This is a genomic window from Streptomyces sp. V1I1 (assembly GCF_030817355.1).
Lineage (GTDB): Bacteria > Actinomycetota > Actinomycetes > Streptomycetales > Streptomycetaceae > Streptomyces.
This window is the reverse complement of record NZ_JAUSZH010000001.1, coordinates 430,896-454,228: the sequence shown is the minus strand read 5'-3', so window position 1 is coordinate 454,228 and position 23,333 is coordinate 430,896. Positions and strand designations below refer to the sequence as shown.

11 protein-coding genes are annotated in these 23,333 nt (G+C 72.5%); 6 read left to right on the top strand and 5 right to left on the bottom strand.

Translation table 11 applies throughout. The annotated features are described in order from the left end of the window. Nucleotides 1-152 precede the first annotated feature (152 nt). The 5 genes from QFZ67_RS02315 to QFZ67_RS02295 all read right to left on the bottom strand — a co-directional run bounded on the left by QFZ67_RS02315 (nt 153) and on the right by QFZ67_RS02295 (nt 13,153). Complete coding sequence (locus QFZ67_RS02315; protein ID WP_307659401.1) at nt 153-2,111, bottom strand: SWIM zinc finger family protein; 1,959 nt, start codon at nt 2,109-2,111, stop codon at nt 153-155. 11 nt (nt 2,112-2,122) lie between these two features. Next, on the bottom strand, nt 2,123-6,079 hold the full coding sequence (locus tag QFZ67_RS02310; protein ID WP_373430198.1) for a DUF5682 family protein: 3,957 nt from the start codon (nt 6,077-6,079) through the stop codon (nt 2,123-2,125). A gap of 17 nt (nt 6,080-6,096) precedes the next feature. Continuing rightward, entirely contained in the window at nt 6,097-7,269 is a 1,173-nt protein-coding gene (locus tag QFZ67_RS02305) for an AAA family ATPase (RefSeq protein ID WP_307659399.1), read from the bottom strand. 95 nt (nt 7,270-7,364) lie between these two features. Next, nucleotides 7,365-12,284 carry a DNA-binding protein gene (locus tag QFZ67_RS02300; protein WP_307659398.1) on the bottom strand — a complete coding sequence of 1,640 codons (4,920 nt, stop codon included), beginning with the start codon at nt 12,282-12,284 and terminating at the stop codon, nt 7,365-7,367. Continuing rightward, complete coding sequence (locus tag QFZ67_RS02295) at nt 12,281-13,153, bottom strand: DUF4132 domain-containing protein (protein WP_307659397.1); 873 nt, start codon at nt 13,151-13,153, stop codon at nt 12,281-12,283. Before QFZ67_RS02295 ends, QFZ67_RS02300 begins: the two co-directional genes overlap by 4 nt. Nucleotides 13,154-13,744: 591 nt before the next feature. Here QFZ67_RS02295 and QFZ67_RS02290 point away from each other — a divergent pair. From QFZ67_RS02290 to QFZ67_RS02265, 6 genes are all read left to right on the top strand, one after another. After that, on the top strand, nt 13,745-16,741 hold the full coding sequence (locus QFZ67_RS02290; protein WP_307659396.1) for a LuxR family transcriptional regulator: 2,997 nt from the start codon (nt 13,745-13,747) through the stop codon (nt 16,739-16,741). 152 nt (nt 16,742-16,893) lie between these two features. After that, the gene (locus QFZ67_RS02285) at nt 16,894-17,040 is read left to right on the top strand and encodes a hypothetical protein (RefSeq protein WP_307659395.1); all 147 of its coding nucleotides are present in this window, start codon (nt 16,894-16,896) and stop codon (nt 17,038-17,040) included. Between the two features lie 17 nt (nt 17,041-17,057). Next, complete coding sequence (locus QFZ67_RS02280; protein ID WP_307659394.1) at nt 17,058-17,276, top strand: ATP-binding protein; 219 nt, start codon at nt 17,058-17,060, stop codon at nt 17,274-17,276. Continuing rightward, nucleotides 17,248-19,962 carry a LuxR C-terminal-related transcriptional regulator gene (locus QFZ67_RS02275; protein WP_307659393.1) on the top strand — a complete coding sequence of 905 codons (2,715 nt, stop codon included), beginning with the start codon at nt 17,248-17,250 and terminating at the stop codon, nt 19,960-19,962. Before QFZ67_RS02280 ends, QFZ67_RS02275 begins: the two co-directional genes overlap by 29 nt. Before the next feature lie 871 nt (nt 19,963-20,833). Continuing rightward, nucleotides 20,834-21,880 (top strand): LacI family DNA-binding transcriptional regulator, encoded by a 1,047-nt coding sequence (locus QFZ67_RS02270; RefSeq protein WP_307659392.1) that lies wholly within the window; start codon nt 20,834-20,836, stop codon nt 21,878-21,880. Nucleotides 21,881-22,087: 207 nt separating this feature from the next. Then, nucleotides 22,088-23,332: a sugar ABC transporter substrate-binding protein gene (locus QFZ67_RS02265; RefSeq protein WP_307659391.1), complete on the top strand. Its 1,245-nt coding sequence runs from the start codon at nt 22,088-22,090 to the stop codon at nt 23,330-23,332. The last annotated feature ends 1 nt before the right edge of the window (nt 23,333 follow it).

Below are 23,333 nucleotides of genomic sequence, written 5' to 3'. Positions count from 1 at the left end.
ACGGGCGAACTGTCCTTTTCGGCCGACCTTTGCGAGGCATCGCCGGCGCCCGGCCACCCGCTTGGGGGCGGCCGGGCACTGCGCCGGGGTGTTCGGGGGTGTTGCTGGCGTGGCCCACTCGGGGTGACGCGGGCCGGTGCGGCTGGGCCCGGTCAGCCGACGGTGTGCCAGGAGGCCCGCACCAGCGCGCGTTCGGTCGCCGCGAGGTGTACGGCCGTGCCGAGCCACGCCCAGGCGTAGCGGTCGGTGTCGGGGTCGGTGAGCCGGCCGAAGGCGTCCCGGCCACGGCGGTCCGCCTCGGCGGCGAGCTGGGCGGCCAACTCGGCGGCGGCCTGGAAGCCCGCGCGGCGCAGCGGCGCGAAGCCGTCACCCCCCACGGTGCCACCGGTGCGTGCGAACTCGCCGACCGACCGGCGGCCTCCGGCGACGGCCAGTTCCACCAGGTGGCGAAACTGCCACAGAGGGGCGTCGGCCATCGGGTCGGGCAAAGTATGCGCGAGTGCGGGCATGGCGGGACACGCCTCGCGCGGCGGGAGATGCGAGCCCTGGAGGCGGTCGTATCCGAGATCGGCCCGGTCCAGCCAGCCTGCGGGCAGGCGCAGGGTCGCCTCGGCGTACGGCACCGGGCCGACGGCGAGCGGGCGCAGGGTCGTGGCCCGGTCCGGGTCGAGCCGTCCGAGCACGCGTATCCGGAGGCCGGGGCGGGAGGCGAGCTGCTGGAGGTTGGCCGTGTGGGCGAGATCGGGGTGCCCGCTGGCGGGCACCAGCCGGATCAGGGGACCGGTCGGCGCGGCCGGTGAGCCGTCCACGGAGGGCGCCTGCTCCTGACCAGGTCGCAGCTCGTGCGCGAGGAGGTGATCGCCTGCGGCTCCGGCCACCACCATGTCGCAGCCGACGAGTTGCCCGACCGCCTCCGCCCGCTCCGGGTCGTCGCCGGGTGTTGTGGACAGCAGCGTGGCGACTGCTTCGGCCAGCGGGCGGGCGAACAGGGCGGCCATCGGCCCGGAGGACCAGGGCAGGCCCGCAAGCGGGGTGGCCCGTACGCCGCGGCCGGAACCCAGGCGGCCGTCCGGCGAGACGGTTGCCCCGGTGACCAGCAGGCCGCCGCGGGCGAGTTGGGCGTGATCGAGGGTGGCCGCGCCGAGGGCGACGGTGGCGGTGGCTGCTCCGCGGGCGCGGGCGGGGCCGCCCGGCTTGACGTCGGCGACCGAGAACCACCGGCCGTCCTCAGCGAGGAGGTGGGTAACGACGCCGCCGTATCCGGTGGCGCTGATCACCGGTTCGCGACAGACCCCGTGGACCCGGAGACTGCCGCCCGGCTGGTAGCCGCGGCGGGCCGTGCCGATCAGAGCCGGGTCGGGCTCGGACGCTGCCAGCAGCCCCGTGGTGAGCAGCAGTTCGCGCAGTGCGGAGACCAGGTCGTCCAGGCGGTGGCTGTCGTGCCGGGCGCGGGCGCTGCGCAGCCCGCGGACGACGCGCAGCGCGGCGGCCTCGGCCCGGTGCAGTCCGGCCAGCCGGGCGGTGTGGGCGGCGCGCAGCAGATCGGCCTGCGGCACCGCACCCGCGGCGGGGACCCCGGCCGCGAGCGCGGCCGCCGCGGCCGACCACAGCCCGGCTGCGGCGGCCACTTGGGCCGCGGTGGGCCCTGCGCTCCCAGGGTCGGCGGGGAGGGTGCCGATGCCCGCCGGGGACGCGGACGGGCTGCCCGCCGATGCGTACGGAGCCGGGGTGTGGCCTGATGCCACGCCTCGGTCTGATGCCACGCCTTGGTCTGATGAACCGTCATCCGGAGGAGCGGTCGGCGCCGGTGTGGTGTCGGGGTCGGCGACTGGGCAAGCGCCGAGGACGGCCGCGCGATGCAAGCAGCGGGGGGCGAGCAGGCAGGTGCAGCGTGCCTGGTCCGCATCGGTGACTGTGCCGGACCGTCCCGGCGCCAGGGTGACCACGGCGTCCTCGCCGCAGCTGATGCTGACCGTGTCGCCGTCGGCGGTGGCGGGGGCAGCGGCGTACTGCTCAATCGCCGCGTCCAGCTTCTTGCGCAGCCTGGCACTGAGGTTCTCCACGGCGGCGGCGGACACGTCAGCGGCCACCGGAGGGAGCGGAGTGGTCATGGTGGGAGGTGTCATCGGGGTTCTCCGCGCAGGCGGTCGCCCACCCAGCGGGCGAGGGCGAGAGGGCTGAGGGCGGCCACGGGCATACCGGCCGCGACGAGTTGCTGGGCGACGGGCACCGAGTACCGGGGGGTCCCGGTGTCGTCCAGGGCGGCGCAGCCCATGAGGTGGACGCCGGACGTGGCCAGGGCGCGGACCTCGCCGAGCAGACCGCCGAGTGGGTAGCCCTCCTCGAAGTCGCTGACGACCACCACAAGGGTGCGGCTCGGTACGGTCACCAGCGAGCGGGCATGCGCCAGTCCGGCGGCGATGTGGGTTCCCCCGCCCACGCGCACCTCCAGCAGCAGCGACAGCGGGTCGGTGACCCGGTCCGTCAGGTCGATCACCTGGGTTGAGAAGGCGAGGAAGTGCGTGGAGAGGGTGGGTACCCCGCCCAGCACGGCGGCGGTCAGCGCGGACCAGACAACGGATGCCTCCATGGAGCCGGACACGTCGACCACGAGGATCAGCCGCCAGTCGGCCTCGCGGCGGGAACGGGTGCTGAACACCGGCCGCTCCGGCACGACGACGGTCCGGCCGTCGTCGAGGCGGCGGGTGTGGGCGAGGTTGGCCCGCAGGGTGCGGGGGAGGTCGAGCCGGCCGCCGGGGCGGCGGGTCGGGCGTGGTGTGGCGAGCCCGGTCAGGGCGGGACGCAGGCGGGTTGCCAACTCCCTTGCAAGCTCGTCGACCAGGCGGCGGACCAGCGGCCGGAGCCGGGCCAGTTGCTGTTCCGGCATGCCTCCGGCCAGGGAGAGGACGGACGTCAGCAGTTCGACTGAGGGGCGCACCGAGGCAGGGTCGAGTTCGGCGAGGACGTCGGTGCGGCCGGTGTCGGCGGCCCGGCCGAGGACCTCCTCGCGGACCTCCGCGCCGAACAGGGCGTCGAGTTCCTCGGCCCACTCCCGGGCGGTGGGGAAGGAGCCTTCCTGCCCGCCGGCGTTGCCGTCGGGTCCGCGCCCGATGTCGGCGGCGCCCTCCCCTCGGCCTGCGCCGTACAGCTCGTCGAGGGCGTGCGCATAGCGGCGTGCGCCGTCGGGCAGCCGCTCGGTCTGCCGTCCGAGGAGCAGCCGCCACCGGTCGGCCGGGGCGAGGCGGCGCGGGGCCGCCGGGGGTGCTGTCGCCTTCTCGGTGGCCGGGCCCGCTGGAATGGGGGGCGCTGCCGTGTCCCCCGTTCCCGGGTCCGCTCCCGTCCCGGCGGCCGAACCGTGGTGCGGCGGGGGTACGGCGCAGGCGTCCCCCACGACGCCGGACACCGGCTGGCCGGACGCCGTGTCCGTGGGGGAGTCCGCGAGGGACGACGCGGGGGAGTCCGCGAGGGAGTCCGGAAGGGGGATCCGCAGGGCGCGCAGGGCGGCGAGCCCGGCGGTGTCCGCAGCAGTCCACAGGGCGAGCAGTTCCGGGGCTGCGGTCAGTGTCAAATCGAGCCGGTCGCCGAGGCGTTCGGTGACGGTGTGCAGCAGCCGGTCGCGGGCGGCCGGGGCAAGGGTGTCGAATCCGCCGCGCAACGCCGGCAGTCGATCGAGGAAGCCCTGGTCGGTGAGATCGTCGATCCGGTCCAGCAGCGGGCCGAGGGCGGCCGGGGCCGACTGGAGCAGTGGGCCCGCCGCGGTGAGGAGGCCGGTGAGCAGACGGGACATTCGGTGGCGCCCGTCGGGGCCGGTTGCGGCGTCGACCCACCCGGCTGCACGGGCGCCAAGAGTGTCGGGACCGTCCAGGTCCAGCAGGACCCTGGCCGCCAGGGCGGTTCCCTGGACGAGCGGGGAGCCGGTACGCGCGAGCGTGCCCAGAGCGCCGTCCAGCCGCAGGCCCAGACGGTGCTCGCCGGCCCGGGTGACGAGGGCGACGAGGGCGGCGGCATCGTCCGGCTCGTCGCTGCCGGCCAGACCGGGCAGCGCGCGGACGGCGGCCTCCAGCAGAGTGTCGGCCAGTGCGACGGCCCGCTCCCGCCCCGTCGGAGTGGTGCCGGGCAGGTGCTGACGGCGCAGCGTCTCCAGCAGGTCCAATGCTTGCAGCAGTTCAGGGAGTGTGGCGCTGGAGGGCAGGACGTCGGCGGCATCTTCGAGACGGTCGGCGACAAGGTCGGGAAGGTCGCACTGGGCCGCCGCGCGCAGGCCGTGGATGATCAGCGCGCAGGTGGCTCCGCCGTCGGCGCAGTCGCGGCGGAAGGCGTCGCGCAGTGTTCCGGCGGCGGCCTGGGCGGCGGTGACGCCGCGGACTCCCGCCAGGTCCAGCCGTGCGGGCACGGCCGGCGTCCAGGAGAGCCGCCACCGGGTGGTGAGCGCGGTCGAGTCCCCGGTACCGGCCACCTCGATCTGCTCGCCGTATCCGGCGCCGCAGGCCAGCAGTTGCTGGAGCAGGATCTCGCGGCGGCGGTCGAGGTCGGAGCGGAGCGGGTCGAGTCGGACCTCCCGGGGCTCGGGGCTGTCCGGACAGGGCAGGCGCAGCGCGGAGAGTTCAGCCTCCACGGACGGGCCGAGCCCGGAACGCGGCGTGCCGGGAGCGGTCCTGCCGCGGTCGGTGCCGACCAGGACCGTCTCCAGGGCACGAGCCAGTGCCCGGCCCCGGCCGAGCGGTTCGCCCTGGCTGAGCACAGTCGTCACGGCTTCCAGCAACTCGCCGCGGCCCGGCGCGGGCAGGGAGCGCAGCCGTGCCAGGTCACAGGCCAGCCGCAGGGCCTCGGCGGCCTCGCCGGTGCCCGCGGTGTGCCCGGCCGCGCGCAGTTCCCGGCACAGGCCGGTGATCGCGCGGGCGGCGGCAGTCTTCACCCGGTCGGGATCTCCGCCGGCGGTGAACACGGCCTGCTGCCAGCGCGGGTCCCGGATGCCGGCGGGGTAGCCCGAGCGGGAGTCGAGCAGGTCGAAGGAGTACGGGACCAGCGAGGTGACGGGCGCAGGGGTCGCGTCCGCCACCGCCGCGGCCGAACCCACTGCCTGCGCCCGCCCGTTGTCCGGTCCGGGCTCTGTGGCCCCGCCGGTTCCGGGCGCGGCGGGAGTACCGCCCTCGGCAACGGCGTGGCCGGGCGCGGTGCCGCCGGGCACCGCATCGGACCCGGCCGGATCCGGCGCGGTCCCGCGCGGCACCGCGAGGCCCGCTGTGGACCCTCCAACATCTCCCGGATCGCCGCGCCGACCGCCTCCGTTGGACGCCGGACAGTTGGCACCGTCCGCGTCGAGCCGGACCGCGGCAGGTCCAGCCAGTGCCGGGGCGTGGAAGGCACCGACCACCGCGGCGAGCCGCCGCCCCGCGGCGCCGGCTCGCGCGATCACATGGCGCATGTGTGCCTCGCGGGCCAGGTCTGTGGCCGGTACGCCGCCGCGGGCCCGCGCGTCCTGGCGCAGCGCCCAGCCCACGCCGAGCGCCGCCCGCCGCAGCGACTCGGGCCCGCAGCCGGGGGCCAGCACCTCCACCGCGCGGTCCCAGAGGTCGTCCCCGTCGCGGCCGGTTCCGGCTGTGGCGAGCCCGTCGGCGAAGGCGGTCCCGGAGCGGGCCGCCTGGTCCGGCACCGCCGTGTCCTGCTGTGCCGCATCGGTCGCGGACCAGCCGGGGTCCGACAGCGGGAGGTCGCAGCAGAGAACCTCTACCCGGTGCTCGCGGGCCCAGCGGATGGCGGCCAGCTCCGGCGAGAAGTCGGCGAACGGGTAGAAGCCCAGCCGCCCGCCCTCGCCGATCCCGGCAAGCGCCACCGGGGCGACCGTGCCCGGATCGGCGAGATACGGCAGCCACGGCTGGAAGTCCGCCGGCAGCTCGACGCAGACCACCTCGGCGCCTGCGGCGTCCAGCAGGGCTGGGACCGCGGCGGCCAGTGCGGGGCTGTGGTGGCGCACGCCGAGGAGGTACGGATCTGCGGAGCCCGCGAGGGCGGCCACGGCGTCCCGGGGGTCGGTGGCACCGGTGGTCGCGGCACCGGGCTCCTGGGCCACGGCGGTGATTGTGGACTGATGGATCGTCAACGCAGGTTCTCCCGGAGGTCCCAGAGGCGGCGCCACAGGGCGGAGCCGTCCTCGGCGCGGCGCCGCACCGGGCCGTCCCAGTAGCCGAGCAGTCGGCCGTGGTCGGCCGGGTCGTCCTTGCGGACGACCCCGAGGAGGTGTCCCGGCACCAGGTCGAGGACATCGCCACCGGGCAGGTAAGCCGTGGCCACGGCGAGCGAGGCGGCGACCTGCACCGCCTCGGCGGTGGACATCACCGTGCCCGGCCGCTCCACGTCCCAGCCCTCGGCGGACCGGCCTGAGCGCAGATCGCGGAAGACGGTGACCAGCGCCTCCAGCACGGCGTCGTCCACGCCGAAGGCGGCACCGGCCCGCTTCACGGCGGCCGTTGCCTGACCGCGTACCAGGGAGGTCTCGGCGTCGGCGTCGGCGATAGGGTCGACGGTCTCGAAGTTGAAGCGTCGCTTGAGAGCTGCCGACATCTCCGAGACGCCCCGGTCGCGCAGGTTGGCGGTGGCGATGACGGTGAAACCGGGGGTGGCCGCGACCAACGCGTCGGCGGTACCCGCGAGTTCGGGCACGCTGAGCCGCCGGTCGGACAGGATCGACACCAAGGCGTCCTGCACCTCGGGCAGGCAGCGTGTGATCTCCTCGACCCGGGCGACCCGCCCGGTCCGCATCGCGGTGAGTACGGGCGAGGCGACCAGCGCCTGCGGCGTCGGCCCCTGGGCGAGCAGCAGGGCGTAGTTCCAGCCGTAACGGAAGGCGTCCTCCGTGGTGCCGGCGGTGCCCTGGACAGTGAGGGCGCTGGTGCCGCAGACTCCGGCGGCCAGCAGCTCGGAGAGCATCGACTTGGCGGTGCCGGGCTCGCCGACGAGCAGCAGGCCGCGCTCACCGGCGAGGGTGACCACGCACCGTTCCACCAGGGCGCGTTCGCCGACGAACTTGGGGGCGATCGCCAGCCGGGCAGGCAGCTCGCCGTCGGCACGGCGCGATTTCGGCAACTCCAGGGTCTCGTCGCCACTGCCGCATATGAAGGTGACCACGGCGCGTGGGGTCAACGCCCAGCAGGGCGGGCGGGGTCCGTCGTCATGAGCGGCGAGGAACGCGAGCTCGGCGGCGTACCGCTCTTCGGCAGGCAGCACCTGCCGGGCGGTTGGGGCCGTGGCCTGGTCGGCGGTCAGGGTCATGTGAAGTCCTCTGTGGTACGGGCTGTCTTACGTCGTGGTGGTGTCAGGAGGTGGTGCGGCGACGACGGGTTCGTCGCCGCACCACTCTCACAGGGTCAGCGGCGCCTGCCGCGCCGGACCTTGAGTTCCGCGAAGCGGGGAGCGTCGCCTTCCCGGATACGCTGCCAGGCCCTGCGGTAGAGGTCGGCGGCGGGTTCGGTCGGGACGAGCACACCCAGTGGCGCACTCTCACCGCTGACCAGGTCGTACAGCGGCAGCTTCCACTGCTCCAGCGGCAGCCGCGGGGCCTTGAGGTCGACCCAGCCTCCCGGCAGGAAGAGCGAGCGCGCGGCGCGGGTGCGGCTGGCTTCGACCACCAGGTCGGTGGCGGCCAGTTCGGCGCGGGCGGCCTTGAGGCGGGCGGGCTTCCAGCCCGTCCACCTCGCGGTGTTGCGGTCGGTGGGGTCGGGCATGGCGAGCAGAGTCAGGTAGAGCGCGGCGGTGTCCTCGCTGATGCCGTACTCCTTGGCTGCCTCGGTGACCAGTTCGGGCACCGACAGGGTGGGGTCCTGCGCCCACCAGGTGCCGTCCTTGCCCCGCTCTCCCGCGGCCGGGTCGCCCGGGTCGGCGAGGAACGCTTCGAAGCGCGGGTCGCGGGCGAGACGCAGAGCCACCTCGGCAGGGAACGGCTGTTGGTCGTCGCCGCGCAGGGCGGACAGGTAGGGGTCTTCGCCGGTCGCGTCCAGCAGTGCCGTACGGATTCCCGGCGCGGGCTGGTCGTCGTGGGTGGCCATGATGACGGCGCCGTAGCGCTCGTAGCCCTCGCCGACCTCAGTCGGGGCACCCGCCACCTTCCGGAAGTCGGGAAGGCCGACGTACCGGCCCAGGTCGAGCATCAGCTCGGGGTTGGCCAGTCGGTCCCGTACAGCGGTCAGCGCGGTGGGCAGGGCAGCGCGTATCCGGTGGCCCGCGGGCAGCCGATGGGCGAGCCAGGCGGCCAGGGCGACCGAACCGATCAGCGTGTTCGCGGTGAACCCGTTGGCGTCCTTGTCCTTGTCGGCGGGGCGGACGCGGTCGCCGCTGACCGCCCAGGCCAGGTCCCGGTTCAGCTCCGGCGCGGCGGCCGGGTCGAGCAGGGCGGGCAGCGCGCGGGCCGACTGCCACCATGCGGGCTTCACGGCGCGAACCGCCTCCGCGAGCAGCCCTTCGGGGACGGCGACCCGCCTGCCCACCTTGCTGTTCCAGATGTCCGCCGCCGCGGCCACGTCCGGGCCGTCCTTCCACAGCCGGGCGGGTTCCGCGGGCAGCAGAGCCGCGACGACCGCACGCCGGATGTCGGCGCCCAGCTGGCGCAGCTCATCTCTGGCCACGGCCGATTCGGCCACCTTCACCCCGAGCGTCGTCCGTGCCTCGGTCGGCAGGAAGCTGCGCTCGTACGTGTCCACCTGCGGCATCCCGGCCACGACCAGCCGGGCCATCGTCTCCGTGACCCCGGTGAGCCGCGCGAACTCCTCGGCCGCCTCCGGGAACCAGGGCGCCGGGCCGCACCCGGCCGACTCGGTCAGGAACGCCCCCAGCCAGCCCGCTTCCCGGGTCTCACCGACGCGGGACGCGGACAGCACGGTGTAGGGCGCGGGAACGTCGAAACGCCCGGACGGATCGTGGAAGAGCGCCGTGAACTCGCAGCCGTTACTGTCCGAGCTCCCCGTGTCCACGAAGGCCAGGAAGGCGCCGCCGTTCAGCTGAAGCAGCCCGCGCCAGGTGCCGTCCCGCCGTGCACCATCCGCCTTGGTGAGCAGGTTGTCGTCGAGGTGCAGCCGGAAACGGCGCCAGCGGGCGGGCTCGTCGGCCGTGGACAGCCCGAGTGAGTCCAGTTCGCGGAGCAGTTCGTGCAGTGCCTCCCGGTGCTCCTGCTCGGCGACCACCGATGCGGCCCGGAATGCCATAGCAGCGCAGGTGTCTAGCAGGGTTTCCCAGTTCAGGACGGCTTGCGGGAGTTCCGGCCCGTCGAAGTGCAGGCGGACTGCCGGGGCGGGCTCAGGAGCGTCGCGCAGCGCCTGGCCGATCGTACGTAGCTGGCGGAAGGCGCTGTCGGACTCCCCACTGCGGTACCACCGGTAGCCGCTGGAGCCACCGAGGCCGCTGATCGCTTCCTCGAGCAGCTCGTCGGCGGGGCCGGCCGGCGAAGCCTCCAGGTGCCCGCCCTCGAGGGCCTGGGTGAGCCGGGCCGCCACCGAGTCGAGCGAGGCCTGCTGCGCGGCGGCGAACCGCACCACCCCGGCGATGCCCGTAACCAGCGCGTCATGGCTGACCTGGGGCAGCAACGTACGGATCAGGGCGGGCAGTTCCTCCTTCTCCCCGGCGTTGGCGGCCTTCAGCAGCGCTGCCGTGGTGTCGCGGTCGATCCGGCGCAGGGCCACGGAGCCCTGCGGGTCCCGGGGCTGAAGGCAGTGCCAATAGCGCAGTGGCGGCAGGATCAGAGTGCCTTCTGCGAACGTTCCCGGGGGATCGTCCGTCTTCGCCACCGCCGTGACGACGCCGTCCGGGTCGACCAGGCTGACCTTGTAGCTGCCCTGGACGACCGCCCGGGGCCGGTCGTCCCCGGGAAAGACCACTGCACGGGACGGCCGTTCGGAACCGTTCGCCATGGTGACGGTGTGTCCGGCCAGATCCTCGCCGCGCAGTGAGCCGTCGGGCAGCCGCACCACCCGCCAGCCGAGCAGTCCGTTCACCGGGAACCCGGCGGGAGTTGCTTCGGCCGACGGGGCGGGCAGCAGCCAGCCGGAGTGGAAGGTGCTGCCCGCCGGGGCGTTGCGCAGCGCGTCGGCGAGGAAGCCGGGCATGCCCTTACGTCCGTGCTCCCCGGTGGCCGGGTCGTACTCGTACCACCCTGCGGTGTCGTGATCCGACCCGTCCCACGTCCACACCCAGTACGAGGTTCCGTCGGTGATCACTGACCGCTCCTCGGGCAGTGCGGTGTCCCCGCGGTGCAGCACTCCGGTGCCGGTGGTCCGCCCGCCGCTGGGCAGCGGCAGGGTGGTCGCCCCGGTGCTGCGATACCAGTTCATACGCGTGCCTCGGGTACTGCTGCCGCCATCCATCGGCTTCAGGCGGTCGGCGGAGGTGTGCCAGTATCCGCGCAGCCCGTTGCCCAGTGCCCGGGAGTTCCAGTAGACGAGCAGTTCACCGTCCACGTGGTGGAAACCCGGGTCGCCCCAGCCGTCCCCGGCCGGTATCCGCAGGTCGTGGGTGAGTACGGTGCCTTCGGCACCGATCACCCTGGCCTGCGATGGGCGTGCGACGATCAGATGGGGCCAGGCGTCCGCGATGATGAGGTCGTCGACGTCCTTCGGGGCTACGAGGGCGGCTGCCGCCTCCTCCCACGCGGGCCAGCTCAGTTCGTCGAAGAGTCCGGCCCTCAGCGCCCGGGCGAGTACGGGGGCGAGGTCGGTTCCGGCAGCCTCGCGCACCTCGTCCTCGGCGAGCACCAGGGCCTCGCCCGGCAGCCAGGCCAGGCGTCGCAAAGCGTCGGGCAGTTGCGGCAGGCCGGCGGCAGACGACTGCTGGGCCACCTCGCGCGTCCACTCGGCCAGCATCGGGCGCCCGCCGGGGGACTGGGCCAGCACTCGAAGCGCCCGCAGCCCGTCCTGGTCGTTGCTCAACCTGTTCGCCCCGCGGTGGAATGCGGGCCGGAACCGGGGGTCGGCCTCCAGCGCGACCAGATCGCGCTGCCCCTCGTCCATCGCCCACTGCTCCAGGCTCAGCCCGGTGTTCTCTTCGGGGTCGGCGACCGGCACGCCCAGCGACAGCAGCAGGTCCAGCAGGTCTACGTCGTGGTTCGTGGTCGGCAGCGCCCGGCCCGACCCGGCGAGTTCGGCGCGCAGCTGGTCGGCCATCCGCTCCACCAGCGGGTAGAGCACCGGCAGGCGGGTACATTGCCGCCAGCCGGACCTCCGGAACGCCAAGAACCGCTCGAACCAGCCCGCGGTGCCGTCCCCGGGGCGCTCTTCCCCGGGCAGCGTGGCGTCGCAGAGCCCGGCGGTGGCGCCGGACTCCTCCAGCAACTCCAGCCACAGCCCAGGCATTTCACCGTCGCCACTGGAGGGAATCAGGCTCAACAGCGTTCCGCGCGTCGCGGGTTCCTGCCGGGCCAGGGCCACCAATGCTGGACGATGGGCCTTCCACCAGCCCGTCGCTGCCCGCAGCGTGGCGGGCAGGAGCAGCAGCTCGGCCAGGTAGGCCCGCTCCTCGGCGTCCGCGTCCGTACCCGCCGCCCGCGCCAGTCGGCGCAGGTCGCCCGCCATCTGCGCCGACGGCTGCAGACCTCCCGCGGTACGCCGCACGCACAGCCTGCGGAACCGTCGGAATGCCTCCTCCGCGGGCACCCGCGCGGCCAGTTCCTTCGCGTACCCCGACAGCACCTTCACCGGCAGTGCGCCGGCCAGTGCGAACTCCAGGAACACCTCGTCCAGCCGGTCCTCGTCGACCTGCAGGCCGTGCCCGGCCTCGGCCTTGCGGGCCTGGGTGAACATCTGCGCGGCGTATGTTGCGTTCTCCACCGCCAGGAAGACTCGCCCGGCCTGCTCGTAGAAGGTCGGCAGGAAGTGCGGCACGGCGGCGGCCAGTTGACCGGCGAGCTGCTGGTATGCGTCCAGGGCCACCTTCGGCTTCGACTTCGCCTGCCGGGCCGCCCGCTCCAGCTCCGGGACCACGGCCAGCGCGTGGTGGCCGTCCTCCGGGTGGTGCACCAGCACCCACTCCGGGAAGCCCAGCGACTGCCGCAGCCCCAGACCGACCTCTGACGGCTCGGCGTCCTGCTCCAGGCCCAGGAAGCCGGCCGCCAGATCCTCCGCCGCGCCCAGTTCACCCGCGACCAGGCGCACCACCACCCGGTCGTCCAGCCCTGGATGCCGGTACGTACGCGCCGTCAGCGGCACCGCCCGCTCGCCCGCACCCTCCGTACCCGGCGGCAGTACCGCCCCGGCCGTCAGCAACTCCACGGCCTCCCTCTGCGATACCTCAACCGTGTTACTCATGCGTCCTTCCCCTCCTCGACCGAGCGGCCGGCGTACAGCGCCGCGGCCATGCGCATTCCCTCGGACCAGGCCACCGGGCTGACCTCCCGCAGGGGGAGCGACCGGCCGTCCAGGTCGTGCCAGGTCAGGCCGCCGGTCTCCGACTCGCCGTCCCAGTAGGGCTCCCCGATCCACACGGCGGCCTCCGAGGTCCCCCCGGCGTCCCGCACCCGGTGCGTGGCGTACCCCCCGGAGACCCGGTAGCCGAGCGAGGTGGCCCGAGCGGCGAGACCGAACCGCGAGGCGAACTTCCCGCCGGCGAACTCCCGTACCTCGGTGGCCTTCTCCGTGAGGTCGGCGTCGGCCGGCTTGGCCCAGGTGGCCCGGTGGATCTGCTCCACCCCCTGCACCACGCCCAGTTCGGCGGCGAACTCCCGCAGGTCGTCCAGGTCTTCCAGCAGCACCGGATGAGGCAGAGTCACCGTCCTCGGCGAGAGCCGAACCGTCTCGCCGTCCAGGTTCACCACTCGCAGCTCGCCGGAGTCGGTGGCGTCCCGCAGGAAGCCCACCTCGTCCGGGTCGTCGCCGACCACGACCAGGTCGCGCAGCGCCGACTGCCAGGCCTCGTCCGCCCATACTCTGGCCAGCAGCCCGGTCGGAACGGGCAGCGACGACACCATCCAGGTGTCCACCTGCGCCAGGCAGGTGGTGGCATGCCGGTCCAGCCACTCGGAGAACCGGCGCAGCCGGTCCACCTCGGGGTGCTCCCGCAATGCCTTCGGCAGCGACTTCAACTGCCGCCCCGCAGCCCGGCCCGCTGTGGCCCTCGCGGCCACCCGGCCCTCCACCAAGGCGATTTCATAGCCGTCGCCGGCGGACAACCAACCCATCGGTCCTCACCTCTTGCCATCAAGGAATCATCGAAATACGCAGGGGGAACCGGACCCCTCGGTAGTGTGCGGAACCCTAGCCACAGCCACTGACAAGCGAACTCATGGCACCGACAGCGCATTGGGGCACCGGCACCCGTACTCGTGTGTGTACACGGGGACCAACGGCCGGTGGCGGGCGGCGTTGTACGGACGAATGATGTCCGCTGCTGCGACTACGGGGCATCAGCGGACCCCATGTGCCATCGCGGCGGCGCCGGTCAGCCGCCGAGCGCATCGACGCCGTCGGTATCGTGACGCACCAGGCTGTCGAGAGGCCGACTTTCCCGGACCCCCATGCCGGCGGCATCAGCGAAACTGCGTAATTCGTTACGTAGACACGCTGTCTGGCCGCCGTGGGCGCCGGGCTGTGGTGGGTGTTCACGGTGCCCGCGCGGAGGGTGGAGGGTGTGTCAGTGCCCCAACTTATGCTCAGGCTGAAGCTTGTAGGGGGCAGCCCACCGTTCGCTTCTCCGACACGGCTCACCCGGCCGAGGCGGGATGCAGAGACATTCTGCTGCTGGGGTCAGGGCGAGGCGAGGAGGAGCGCAGGTGTTCGTGGTGCCATCGCAGGAGACGGACTTCCCCATGGTCGGGAGGGCAACGGAAGCCGCGCGTGTAACCGGCGTCCTGGAGGCTCTAGCGGCAGGACAGGGGATCGTCGTGGAGATCGCCGGGGATCCAGGGATCGGTAAGACCAGCCTTCTGGGCCTGCTGGCCTCTCGCGCCGCGGCAACCGGTGCACGAGTGCTGCGAGCGCACGCCGTACGCGACACGAGAATCCCCTACCAGGTATTCAGGGACGCATGGGACGGTCACGCCGTTGGCGGGCCCGGCGGAAACCGGGGCGCCCCGGGGCTGCCGCCGTTCCCGGCACCACCCGCTCCCGCACCGGCACACTCCGACTTCCAACTGGGCACAGAGGTGCGGAGCGCTTTGGGGCAGTGGGCGTCCCCGCGCGGCGGCGTGCTGGTGCTGGACGACCTGCACCATTGCGGCCGGCAGTCCGCAGCGCTCGCCGCTCAGCTCGTGCGTACTCCCGTGCCCGGCCCCTTCGTTCTTGCCCTGGCCCATCGCCCCCGGCAGACCGGCTCGCTGCTGCTGGAGGCGCTGGAGCACGGTGTGCATACCGGAACCGTGCTGCGCGTGGAACCGGACCCACTGGATGTCGGCGAGGTGGCGGCGCTGCTGGACCACTGGCGCACCAATGGCAGTGCCGCCACCGAGCGTTCACCCCACGCCTCCTTGCCAGGCCAGGAGTCCATCTCGTGGGCCGGTTCCTGGGAGCACCTCGGTCCTGAAACGTACGCCGAGCAGTTGCATGCCGCTTCCGGTGGCAACCCTCGCAACCTGCGGATCCTGGCTGCCGCGGGCTGGCATCCCGACAACTGGCCGGAGCGCCCCGGAGTGAATCCTGACGGCCTGCTCCGTGAGGCCGTGGCGCTGACGGCCGAACTCAACGCTCTCAGCCCGGACGCCACGACGGCAGTCGGCGTGGCAGCCGTGCTCGGCGACCCCTTCCTTGCCGGGGACGTCGCCGAGGTCTCCGGACTCGGCCTGGAGCGCACCCTGGGTGCCTTCGGCGAACTCGCACGCGGAGACCTGATACGGCCGTCGCACTGGGGCGGCCGGTTCGCGTTCCGCCACCTCGTACTCGGCCATGTCGCCCTGGAACACGCGAACCCCTCGCTGCGGCTGCCCGCCCGCAGACGTGCCCTCGACCTGCTGACCGAGCGCCGGGCCCCTGCCGCCGCACGCGCGCGGCACGCCGAGCACCTGCTGGGCGCGGACGGCGACGCAGCCCTCCAGGTCCTGATCGAGGGCGCGACGGAGGCCGCAACCGAAACGCCCGCTACCGCAGCCCGCTGGTTCCGCCTGGCACTTGACACCCTGCCGGGCGGCGAACGGATCAGCGCGTCACGGGCCAACCTGGCACTGGACTGCTGCCGCGCACTGACCGCCGCCGGACGCCTCCGGGAGGCCCGTACCCTCGCTCACGACGTGCTCGGCCATCACTCGGACCTTCCCGATGAGCTGCGGCTGAAGGCCTACGCGGTGTGCGCCGATGTCGAGCGGCTGCTCGGCCGGTACCAGGAGGCCGATGCGGTCGTGCACGCAGCCCTGGATCTGCTGCCGCACCCGCTGCCGGAGCCGATGCCCGACGCACCCGGCCGGCTGATCCTGGCGTACGGGCAGGTGCAGGTGTGGCGCGGCACCTACGGGCAGGCACGCGCCCTGGTCCGGGAGGCGGCGCGGACGGCAGGCGAGGCCGACCAGGCATGGGGGACGGCGGTGCGCGTCCTCGCCGCTTTCGGCGAGACCTACCTCGGAGACCTGGTGAAGGCCGCGCCCGAGGTCACACGGTGCGCCCGGCTTGTGGACGGCCTGCCGGACACAGTGGCCGCGGACATGCCCGAGACACTGGCGTTGCTCGGCTGCGCCGAGATGTACCTGGAGCGGTTCGTGGATTCCTACCGGCATCTGAGCCGGGGGCTCGAAGCCACCAGCGGCGGCAGCCAGAAGCACGTCCTGATGAACCAGCTGATGGGCCTGTCCATCCTCGACCAGTGGACCGGCCGGCTGGAGGACGCCCGGCGCCGGGCTCGGGAGGCGGAAATGCTCGCCCGTGCTCTCGGCGCGGACGACGGCGAGGGACTGGCCATGACGATGCGCGCCGCAGCCCTGATATGGACACGCGGGCGGCGGGACACCGCCGGGCTGGTCGCGCTCGCCCAGAAGGGCGTTCGCAAGACCTCCCGCGGGACCGGCTGGTGGGCCAGTTCCGCGGTCGGGCTGCTCGCTCACACCCAGTTCGTCGGTGGAGACCCGGCCGGGTGCCTGCGTACCCTCCTTGAGAAAGGCGGCGGCGAGGAACTGCGGCTGGTGCAGCCTCCGTTCCGCCCGTCGCTGCTGGGCATGCTGTCAACGGCGGCGCTGCGGTGCGGCGACATCGGTGCGGCCCGCCGCTGGGCCCAGGCTGCTGAGACCGCCGCGCAGCAGCTGGAACTGCCGATCCAGCTGGAGTACGTCCGACGGTCGAGAGCCGCACTCCACGCCACCGACGGCGAGCACGACGCCGCGACAGAGCTCTTCCACCAGTCGGCGGAGGGTTTCCGCCGTGCAGGCATGCCGGTCCAGCAAGCCTGGACGCTGGTGACCGGAGCGCGCTCGGCCCAGGCTGCACAAGGCCAGGACGCGGCCCTGACCTGGCTCGATTCGGCCCTGGAGATATCCCTCGGCTGTGGCGCCCTGCGCATACGCGAGGAGGCGGCACGGGTCCGGGCACAGGTCCAGGCGACACGGGAGTCGGCCGTTCCGGGTGAGAGCGCGACGGATCAGGAGGCTCCGGACGTGCTCACGACGCGTGAGCGCGAAATCGCCGAACTGGCGGCAGCCGGCAAGCGTTCACGAGAGATCGCCGATCAGCTCTTCGTCAGCACCAGAACCGTGGAAACCCACCTCAGCCGGATCTACCGCAAGCTCGGTATCTCCTCCCGCATGGCCCTGTACCGGGCCCTTCAGCGGATGCCCGACGCCGACGACCGGTGAGCGGGCTGCGCTGGTCCGGCCGTACTCGCAACCCACCGGAGAGCCGCGCACCAGGTTTACGTAGTTCTACGGATGTGTCATGCACAGGAGGCTGCGAGCCTGGGCTTCACAGCCGATCGCGATGGCGCTGCCTCTCCGAAAGAGCACTCCTCATGAGCTTCCCGTTCATCGGGGCAGGTGACGCCGCTTACTTCGAGCGGGCTGAAATACAAGTCCTGTTCAACCGCGAGCCATCGGCAGCGGAGCGGGCCGCCTACGCGATACGCGGCATCCGGGATATGGCCGGCGGGCCGCGGTGAGAGGCGGAAGGAACAACATGTCCCCCACGCCTCGTTCGGCGACGCCCCTGGCGGACCGGGAGCGAGAGGAGGCACGCCTGCGTCTCGCGGTCGACGCCTGTGCCGAAGGCCGGTCGACGGTCGTCGAAGTCACCGGCGACCCCGGACTGGGCAAGACCAGGCTCCTGACGGAACTCGCCACGCGGGGCACGGGAGAGCGGGCTGGCCGTGCTGTCCGGCCGGGCCTCGGAGTATGAGCGGGAGCGCCCCTTCGGGGTGGTCGCCGAATCACTGCGTGCCTGCCTGGAGGACACGGAGCGCCTCGCGGAAGCGGCCGTGGACGATGGGACGCGGGAATTGGTCGACATGGCGTTGACCCATCCGTCCAAGCCCGCTCCCTCCGGCACGCCGCCGCTCGTCGTCGAACGGTTCCGACTGTTCGGAGCGGTGGCGCGGCTACTGGAGAGAACAGGCCGGGACAGAGGTGTCCTGCTGTGCCTCGATGATCTCCACTGGGCCGACGACGGCTCGCTGGAGCTGCTGAATTACCTGCTACGGCACCCCCCTCAGGCGCCCGTGGTCCTCGCCTGCGCCTACCGGCCGCGCCAGGCCCGGCCGAGGCTGCTCACATGCCTGTCGGAGACCGCCGACGCCTACCGCGCAGAGCGGCTGCGGCTCGCGCCGCTGGGCCGTGAGGCCGCGGAACTCCTGTTCGGCGCGGCGCTGCCACAGGAACAGCGTGACGCGCTGTACGACGCCGGCGGCGGCAATCCCCTCTATCTGGAAGTGCTTGCGCGGCTGGCGGAGCGGCCGCAGGAGGTGGGCGCGGGGCGCTTCGCCGACCTGCCCCGTTCGCTGCGGGCCGCCCTGGTCAGGGAAGTGGCGCTGCTCGACCCGTCGCAGCTCACCGTACTGAGGGCAGCCGCCGTGCTCGGTGACCCCTTCGATCCGGAACTCCTCGCGGCCGTCGCGGACTTTCCGCGCAGAACAGCCCTGGAGACACTGGACATCCTGGCCCGGATGGACCTGGTCCGTCCTGGCGGGCCCTCCGGCGCGCCCGGGCGGATGCTGGAGTTCCGGCACCCGCTGCTGCGGGAGCTGATCTCCAGTGAGTCGCCGCCCGGCTGGTGGCTGGCGGCACACGGCAGAGCCGACCGGGCGCTGCGCGACGCCGGAGCCGGCCCGGTCGAGCGGGCTCCCTATGTCGCACGGTCGGCCGAGCCCGGCGACTTGGACGCGGTTCAGCTGCTGTGCGAGGCGTCCGAGCGCACCATGTACTCCGTGCCGGCGACCGCCGCGTCCTGGCTGAGGGCCGCGCTACGGCTGCTGAAACCCGCCGACGGACCGGACGAGGCGAGGTTCGGCGTGCTGCTCGCGCTGTCGCGTGCCCTGGGGCTCACCGGCGACCTCGCGGGTTTCCGGGAATCACTGGGGGAGGCGCTGGAGCTGCTCCCGCCCGACCGGCGCGACCGGCGGGTCCAGGTGGTGACCCTGCAGGCGCAGGTCGAGCGCATCCTGGGCAGCCTCGGCGAGGCACAGGCCGTGCTGGAGGCGGAGCTGGCCGCCTGGCCCGAGACCAGCGCCGTCGCCAACCCGTTACGCCTGGAGCTGGCGACCGTACGGATGGTCCAGCGGGCGTACGACGAGTCGGCGGCGTACCTGGACACGGCACTTGGTCACGCCACGCGTACCGGAGACCGGGGAACGCGGACCGCCGCCGCCGCGTGCCGGGCCCTGGGCGCCGCCTACAACGGCGAGACCGAGGCACTGCTGGCGCATGCCACGCGGGCCGCGACGGTCGTGGACGCCATGGAGGACGAGGAACTGACTGCCTTCCTCGATCCGTTGAGCCAGCTGGGCTGGGCCGAACTGCTCGCCGAGCGCTATGACGACACCGTCCGCCATGCCAGCCGCGGCATCCGCATCGCCCGGCGCACCGGGCAGAGCCATGTCCTGCCCTACCTCCTCCTCGGCCACGCGTGGGCTGTGCGTGAGGTGGGACAGCTCGCGGACGCGGTCGGATCGGCGGAGGACGCCGAGGAGATGGCGTATCTGCTGGACCAGTCCGATCTGCTCGGCTATGCGCTGGCGCTGCACGCGAAGGCGGTCGTGCTGCGCGACGATCCGATGACCGCCGCGCCCCTCGCCGAGCGCGCCATGCGGACCGTCCGGGCCCGCGGCCGACTGTGGGGGCTGACGGCCGGAGTGCTCGCTGCCATACGTCTCGAGCAGGGGCGGCTGGAAGACTGCGTCACGCTCGTGCAGGAAGTCATGGCCCGGCCGGAGCACTCCGGGCCGACGCACTCCGTCAAGGCGGCCTGGTACAGCACCGCCGCACAGGCCGAGGCGGCGCGTGGCCGGCCAAAGGCGGCACGCGCCTGGGCGGAGCGCGCGGCGGAAGCGGCCGCAGCCGTGGGGCTGCGAGGCCAGCACGGATACGCGGCCGTCGCGCGGGCCTGCGCCGTGGATGGAGACACGGACGCCGCCGTCGAGTCACTGGCCTCGGCGGCGGTGGACTTCGCGTCCACCGGGCAGGTATTCGACGAATGCCGGGCCTGGCTGTCGCTCGCCCAAGTGCTGTCCGAGGCGGGGCGGCTGGACGACGCGGTGGAGAACGTCCGCCGGGCCAAGCAGACCGCGATGGCGTACGGCGCGCGTCACCTGCATACGCAGGCGGTCAACGCGCAGCGCCGGATCGGGGCGCTTGGGCCGCGGGCGCGTGACGCGGCACCGTCCGCACTTTCCCCGCGTGAGCGCGCGATCGCCGAGATGGCGGGCCAGGGCCTGTCCAACAGGGACATCGCGCAGGCGATGTTCCTGTCGGTCAAGACGGTCGAGGCCCACCTGACGCGTGCCTTCCGCAAGCTCGGGGTCGATAACCGGTGGGCCCTGACCCGACTCTTCGGCGACAGCGGCGCTGCTCAGGACGGAGACGTCAGGTGACCAGCAGCCCGCCCGGGCCCGCGGCTTCGGCGGCTCGGCGCTCGAGCTCGGCCATCAGCCGGCTCTCCTGGTCTCGGTCGACATCGTTGACCACGTCCCAGGGGACCGGCTCGTACGGATCCAGCCGCCGTAGATAGCGGCGGTGGTCGAGGCCGTGCGCGGCGAGGGCCTCCCGGAGCTGTTCGGCGGAGAGCTTGGCCGGATCCGTGCCCGCGTCGTGCAGCGTCTCCAGGACGTACCCGATCCTCCGGTCCCCGCAGGCACACGCTCTCCAGGAGGAGCCGGCTCGATTCCACTACCGGCGCCATTGGCATGGGCCGTGCCGGCCAGCGAGCCGAGCAGGGCCGAGGCGCTGAGCGCCTGGCCGCCAACGATGGCGGCACGCCGGGCCACGACGCCACGGCGCGACGGTCTGGCGTGCCGCCCTTGATGCTTGCCTCTCTGGTATTCGTCAGACGCTGGCGGCCCATACGGCGATGCGTTCGGGGGGACGGTGGCACCGCCGTACGGGCGGATATCGATCATGTGTTCTGTGCGGGCGCCTAGCATCGGGGATCACCCCACACTTGCGCCGATGATGTTTGTGGCTGCACGCGCGCGGAAACGGCGCGAAGCCCCTGGTGGAAGCGGTTCGCGTGGTCGGTTCCCAAGTCGCTGTGCAAGCAGGTGGGTTCGGCGCCGCTCGGCGCAGCGTTCAAAGGGGCTCATGCGGACCGGGTGCGTAGCCCCGTCCGGGGTTCGCGACGGCCAAGCGAAGGATCAAGGCCCGGATGCGCCGTTCTTGCTCATGTGCTACAGGGGCGCTAGCTTGATCCTCGGGACGGTGAATGCGCTTACACCCTGGTGTGCAAGCGAGAGTGGATGGTTTTCGGTGAGTGTGCCCACGGTGTATGACGTTGCCGAGCGAGCAGGCGTCTCGATCGCGACAGTCTCCCGTGTCTACCGCAATCCGGATGCCGTACGCGCCCAGACCCGGGACCGCGTCCTGGGGGCGGCTCGCGACCTGGGTTACGTGCCGAGCGGTAGCGCCCGCGGCCTCGCCAGCCGCTCCACCGGAGTGCTGGGCCTGTGCTTTCCCGACTACGCCGACCCAGAGGCGGAGAACGCCCAGGACGACGACGTCGAGGCGATGCTGTACTCCGACGAGATCATCCGAGGCATGGAGCGGGCGGCGCGTCGGCACGGCTATGCACTGCTCATCGCGGCGTCGCTCAGCGGAGGTCCAGAGGGGTTGGTGGCGAAGGTCGCGGGCCTGGTCGACGGCTTCGCCGTGCTGGCCGGGACGATTCCCGCCGAGGATTTGGAGGTCATCTCGCGGCGGATGCCGGTGGTGATGCTCGCCGGGCCCCGCGGGATCGACCACTTCGACCACATCGAGGTGGCCAACTTCGACGGCCAGGCGGAGCTGACGCGGCACTTGGTGAAGGACCACGGCCTGACCCGGCTGGCGTTCGTCGGCGGCATGGCCGACTCCCCGGACGCCGAGGCCCGCTTCCAGGGCTATCGCGCCGCCTGCCGCGAAGCGGGTCTGCCGGTGCCCAGCGTGCCCGATGTGCGAGGCAAGTTGACCCAGACCGAGGGGCGACTGGCGGTTGAACGGCTGCTGGAGCGGGGCGGCAGGCCACCGCAAGCCATGCTGTTCGCCAACGACCAGATGGCCGTGGGTGGCCTGCATGCCCTGGAACGGCTCGGCCTGCGGGTGCCGGACGACGTGGTGGTGACCGGATTCGACGGGATCCCGCTGGGCCGGACGATCCGACCGGCGCTGACCACCGTGCGACAGCCGATGCGTCGGCTCGGCGAGGAGGCGGTGGAGCTGCTGCTCAAACGGTTGCGCACGCCGGACCGGGCGCCCGAGTCGGTGATCCTGCCGGTGACGCTGACCCGGCGCGCCAGTTGCGGCTGCATCGTGGCCTGAGCCACGTCTCTTGCCTCTTGTCTCAGGGGTCCCTTTCGGGTCCCTTTCGGCGTGCGCTCACGCAGCGGAATCTGACATTCCAGGCAGAGTCCCCGTTATCAAAGCTTGATGTTCACGCCCCTTGCGGGGCTGAGCGGCCTGCCCTCAAGGTCTTGTATGCGCTTACAGGCAGCGCATACATTTTCGCCGGACTCAAGGAGAAGTCCCATGCACCGCACCACTAAGGTCGCCGTCGGGGTCAATGCGCTCCTGGCTTTGTTCACCATCACCGCCTGCGGCGGCGATTCCGGGGGTGCCGGCGCCAAGGCCGATGCCAAGCAGACGCTGACGGTGTGGGCCATGGGCACGGAAGGGCAGAAGCTCGCGGACGTCGCCAAGGCTTACGAGAAGCAACACCCCAACATCACCATCAAGGTCACCCCCATCGGCTGGGACACCGTCCACCAGAAACTGGTCGCCGCGGCCGCGGCCGGGACGCTGCCCGACATGGCGCAGATGGGCTCGACCTTCATGGGTGAGTTCGCGGGCATGGGCGTGCTGGAGCCGGTCGACGAGACCACGTTCAGGAAGGACGACTTCTTCCCGGCCGCGTGGAACGGCAACGTCGTCGACGGCAAGACCTACGGCGTCCCGTGGTACGTCGACACCCGGGCGCTCTACTACCGCACCGACCTTGCCCAACAGGCCGGGGTCACCGAAGCTCCCAGCACCTGGAGTGACCTGCAGAGTCTGGCGTTGGGCTACCAGAGCACCGCGAAGACCAAATGGGGCATCTCACTTCAGCCAAGCGGCCTGGACACTTGGCAGAACTGGCTGCCGTTCCTGTACTCGGCAGGCGGTGACCTGGTGAAGAATGGAAAGCCGACGCTCGACACCCCTGAATCGGTACGTTCGTTGACCGAATACCGCACCTACTTCGACAAGGGCCTCGCCAAGAAGAGCGTTGCGCCCGGCTACGACGTGGTGAAGGACTTCGGCAACGGCTCGGTGCCGATGTTCTTCTCCGGACCCTGGCAGATCACCAACATCAGTACCCAGTTCCCCGCGTTGAAGGGCAAGTGGAAGGCTGTCGCCGTCCCCGGCGACAAGACCAGCGCTTCCTTCGCGGGCGGCTCCAGCCTCGTCACCTTCAACAAGAGCCCGCACAAGGCGGCGGCCACCGAGTTCCAGAAGTACCTGACGTCCGCCCGGCAGCAGGCCGACTGGTTCACCAGGACCAGCGATCTGCCCGCGAACAAGGCTGCTTGGCAGCAGGCGCCGCTCGCCTCGGACGCAGGTCTGAAGGTGTTCGGCAACCAGATGGCGACCGCCAAGGCAGTGCCGCCGCTCGCCAAGTGGGCAGAGTTCGGCGCGCAGTTGGACTCCGCGATCGAGAGCGTCACCCAAGGCAAAGCCAGCCCCGCGGAGGCCGCGAAGAAGATGCAGTCCGCGACTGAGGGCCTTGTGGGCTGAC